This window comes from Clostridium sp. (genome assembly GCF_047718555.1).
Classification (GTDB): domain Bacteria; phylum Bacillota; class Clostridia; order Clostridiales; family Clostridiaceae; genus Clostridium_I.
In genome coordinates this window covers 1-4,228 of sequence record NZ_JBDNRK010000108.1, presented here as the reverse complement: position 1 = coordinate 4,228, position 4,228 = coordinate 1, and the positions used below count along the sequence as shown (strand labels likewise).

General features: G+C 26.6%; 4 protein-coding genes. 2 read left to right on the top strand and 2 right to left on the bottom strand.

What is annotated here, in order from left to right:
• Window positions 1-380: 380 nt before the first annotated feature.
• Both ABF633_RS20495 and ABF633_RS20490 read right to left on the bottom strand, forming a co-directional pair.
• Window positions 381-1,514: a pyridoxal-phosphate-dependent aminotransferase family protein gene (locus tag ABF633_RS20495; RefSeq protein ID WP_415526548.1), complete on the bottom strand. Its 1,134-nt coding sequence runs from the start codon at window positions 1,512-1,514 to the stop codon at window positions 381-383.
• An 87-nt stretch (window positions 1,515-1,601) separates the two neighbouring features.
• On the bottom strand, window positions 1,602-2,459 hold the full coding sequence (locus ABF633_RS20490; protein ID WP_415526546.1) for a hypothetical protein: 858 nt from the start codon (window positions 2,457-2,459) through the stop codon (window positions 1,602-1,604).
• Window positions 2,460-3,021: 562 nt separating this feature from the next.
• Here ABF633_RS20490 and ABF633_RS20485 point away from each other — a divergent pair.
• Both ABF633_RS20485 and ABF633_RS20480 read left to right on the top strand, forming a co-directional pair.
• The gene (locus ABF633_RS20485) at window positions 3,022-3,618 is read left to right on the top strand and encodes a uracil-DNA glycosylase (RefSeq protein WP_415526544.1); all 597 of its coding nucleotides are present in this window, start codon (window positions 3,022-3,024) and stop codon (window positions 3,616-3,618) included.
• Between the two features lie 60 nt (window positions 3,619-3,678).
• Complete coding sequence (locus tag ABF633_RS20480) at window positions 3,679-4,083, top strand: LysM peptidoglycan-binding domain-containing protein (protein WP_415526542.1); 405 nt, start codon at window positions 3,679-3,681, stop codon at window positions 4,081-4,083.
• The last annotated feature ends 145 nt before the right edge of the window (window positions 4,084-4,228 follow it).

Here is a 4,228-nt window from a genome sequence, read left to right as displayed (position 1 = left end):
AAAGAATTGCTGGTTTACTTATTCTTATACTCTGTTTAATTTTCAAAGATCAATTCCTGTCATCAATCGACGACTTTTATAGTTTATCATCATCAATACAATTTGTCAATAACTTTTTATAACTTTTTATTGATTTAATATACTATTTTTCAACAACAGATGTTAGTATATCACAATTTTTTCATTATACAAATTAATATACACTTATTATTCAATATTATATTAAAATTAATCAATTTATCTCACTATTCCTAATAATATTTCATAATGATACACTAGGATAAGTATTTATACAAAATATATAATTTTTTAAACAAATACTTTATAATAGCAAAAGGTCTACTTCCATTTATATGAAAATAGACCTTTCTTTCAGATATTTAAATTTTTTCGAAAAATATACTGGCCATATCTTTATAGAACTTAAAGCCATAGTGTTCTAACGCTCTCTGTAAGGCAAACAAAGTATATCCTACTTTTTCTGCTTTGGCATTTTCCCCCATATGTCCTATTCTCAACACTCTTCCTTCTAAGTATCCAAAAGATCCTGTAATCATAACTCCATAATTATCAATCATATATTTTATTATTTTTTTATCATTAATTCCATGGGGAACATCAATTGCTGTCACTGTATTTGAATATCCATCTTCTATATGAATCTTTAATCCAGATGAAGCCACCGCTGCTCTTGTAGCACTAGCAATTATATCATGTCTTTCAATTATATTATCTTCCTCTAACAGATTGTCTACAGCCTTTCTAAGTCCAATAATATCACTTATAGGTGGAGTGTATGGAAACCATTTATCTTTATAATAATTTTTCCATACTAAAAGATTGCAATAAAATGATGCTATTGGTGTTTGCCTGTTTTCCATTGCACTAAAAGCATCTTCACTTATACTTAAAAATGTAAGTCCTGGAGGTGCAGATAAACACTTTTGAGAACCGCCTAAAACTATATCTATTTTCCAATCATCTACTCTTAATTCTTCGCCGCCCATGCCAGCTACACTATCAACTACTGTTAATATGTTTCTTTCCTTAAGTATAGGACATATTTTATCTATATCATTTAAAACTCCAGAAGGAGTATCACAATGAACTACCGTTGCATATTTAAAATTACTATCCTTGTCTAAAAAAGCTTTTAATTCTTCCATATCTATCTTTCGTTTTCTATTACTTCTAAAATAAAAAGGTTCTCCTCCATAAATCTTTACAAAATCCCCAAAACCTTCACCAAAAATGCCATTTTCAATTATTAAAACTCTGTCGCCTTTTTCAGTTAAAGATGCACAGGCAGCTTCAAGACCAAGTATTCCTTCTCCACTTAAAATTCTTACTTCATTATTTGTTTTAAGAAAATCCCCTAATTTACAACATGTTTCTTTATAGAACTCGTAAAATTCTTTATCTATATCAGGATTCGTAGTTTCTTCCGCTCTAGCAAGTCTAACATTTTCTCTAACCGTAGTAGGCCCTGGTGTCATTATAAGTGGCTTTTTCATTATATCACTCCCATGCATTACTAAATTGTTCATTATAAATTTATATTATAATATCATATCAATTTTTTGTTAAATGTTTGGATACAATTATCTGTTTTTTCTCCAATCACTAATACTCTCATATTTATCATTTACAACATCATAATATAATATTTCCTTAGTATTCTTATTAATAGCAAATCTATATATATTTACATTATGATCAGTATGCTCTTCGCCCACATACAATCCATAATAATCTCTTATATATACATTACTTGAGCTTTTATCTGGATAGCGCTCCACATATACAATACCTTTTGTATTGCTATTATTTTTTAATGAATTCATAAAACTTTTTACTTCACTTACATTATTGATTAAATAATTTATAAGTTCATTATCTGTATTATTGGTATTATTTTTATCATTTTGAGATTCATCAAAATAATTATTATCTTTGTTATATATTATTTGCTTTACATCTCCCTTACTTTTATCACAAATTACTTTGATATCAATATCCTTTTTTGTATCTATTATTTCATAATCCCAGTATCCATTAGCTATGGCCAATTGTTTCATTAAATTTTTATAATAGGTTTTATTATCTGAATCTATATTTTTTGTTAAATCAACATAAAATATAGGATATGTTTTATTATTCTTAAAATCAACTTTTTCAATTTGAATATTTGCATTCTTAAACACATACTTTACTGGATGATTCCAATTACTTATATCACTTATAGTATTTGAATTTGTATCTATATTGCTGCTAGGACTATTAACCTCTAAACTTTTACCTTGAGTATTATTACTATCATTAGAAATTATATTCGCAGAATTGGGAGAATTGACAGCATTATTAGTATCAGATTTATTTACTGCCACAGTTTTATTGCTACATGCTGATATTTCTAATAGAGATAAGACTAATATTATAGCTATAATTATTTTTTTCATTTTATTCCTCCTTAGTAATTAAAATTAAATATATTTTGTAAATTATTTTTCTATGATATTATTATAACGTAGTTTATCATTATTTTCTTCATTATAGACATTATACCTTAAAATAGTACAAATACAATTTATTATTATATTAAGCTGTACTAAATCATATAAACAGAGTTCTTGTTATCAGGTGGAATTCTTATTCCACCTGATACTTACTAACAGAATTCTAAGTATCGGTATTTTCGATACTTAGAAATCGTTGTCCTTTAGGGTAACTCGTTATCCAGGGACGTAACCACTCTTTACTCCCACTTTGAAGAAAAGCAGAGAACCAAAATCTTAGATTTTGTGTGAATCGCTTTCACAGAGTGCGATGGGAGTATTAGAGTGGGTAGTCATCGGATAAATTATAAAGCTTTTTATTGAAATGTAATAATTAACTTTAAATACTGAATTTTATAATTATTATTGAAACCGTATATATAAGTTTTTAAATCTTAAGCGTTATTTCAATTAAAAAGTATAGTTCAAACTTTACTTTAAGTTAAGAAAATAGGAGATACGAATTATGACATTAGATGATTTAAGAGAACAAATCAAAAATATATCAGAAAATTATAAAGATGAATCTATTGCTGGCTGGATAACAGGTGATGGTCCTTCACCTTGTAATATACTATTTGTTGGAGAAGCACCAGGTAAAACTGAAGTAGAAACTGGTAAACCTTTCGTAGGATTAGCTGGTAAAACTTTTGAAAAATATCTAAACACCATTGGTCTATCTCGGAAAGATGTAAGAATCACAAATACCTGTTTTTTCAGGCCTATAAAATTAAAAATTGGTAAGAACAATAAAACAACTGTAAGCAACAGAGCCCCTAAAATTTCAGAAATAAATCTATTTAGAGAAATTCTAAACCATGAAATTGACATTGTTAATCCTAAATTAATAATAACTTTAGGCAATATACCCTTAAAAAGACTAACAAACTTTAATAGTATTGGCCAATGTCATGGCAAGCTTATTTTTAATGATGATATAGGCAGATACATTTTCCCTATGTATCATCCTTCTGCTTTAACCTATAATAGAAACGATGAATTTTTAAAAATGTATGAAAATGATTGGATAAATTTAAAAAATGAATTAAGTAAACATGTATAATTTTATTGTTTCAGTCAATAATTACCAATATATAATTTAATATTATGAGGTGATTTTATCATGACTAAAAATAAGTTATTATTAATTTTATCATTAATTCTTGTATTATTAGTTTGCAGTAGTTTAGTATATAAAGATCAACAAAATGAGGAATCTTTGAAATCTACAGAATCCAGTTATAATATAATAAATGATTCTCCATTAAAATCTAAGCCTACTTTTGCAGAAGAATCAAATAAGAACATTGTCAAGATAAAAAATGATAATTTAGACTACACTTATATAAACTACAAAGTAAAATCTGGAGATGATCTATACAGTTTAGCTAGAAATTTTATGCCAACTTATGTTCCCAGTGGAGTTATAAATGAAATTAAAGAAAAAAACAATTTAAATAATGAGACAATACCAGTTAATAAAGTACTATCAATACCTGCAGAAAAAAATATTATAAATCAAAAATAATTAATTTTCTATAGTAAGATTTATTGATAAGCATAGTAATTAATATCAATTATAAATTTAAATTAAAAAAACATCCTTATTTAAGGATGTTTTTTTTGGTGGCTTACCGGGGAATCGAACCCCGGACAACATGATTAAAAGTCAT

Excerpts from the sequence above, each read along its gene's own strand:
- ABF633_RS20495 (WP_415526548.1), bottom strand. The coding sequence starts at position 1,514 with ATGAAAAAGCCACTTATAATGACACCAGGGCCTACTACGGTTAGAGAA.
- ABF633_RS20490 (WP_415526546.1), bottom strand. The coding sequence starts at position 2,459 with ATGAAAAAAATAATTATAGCTATAATATTAGTCTTATCTCTATTAGAA.
- ABF633_RS20485 (WP_415526544.1), top strand. The coding sequence starts at position 3,022 with ATGACATTAGATGATTTAAGAGAACAAATCAAAAATATATCAGAAAAT.
- ABF633_RS20480 (WP_415526542.1), top strand. The coding sequence starts at position 3,679 with ATGACTAAAAATAAGTTATTATTAATTTTATCATTAATTCTTGTATTA.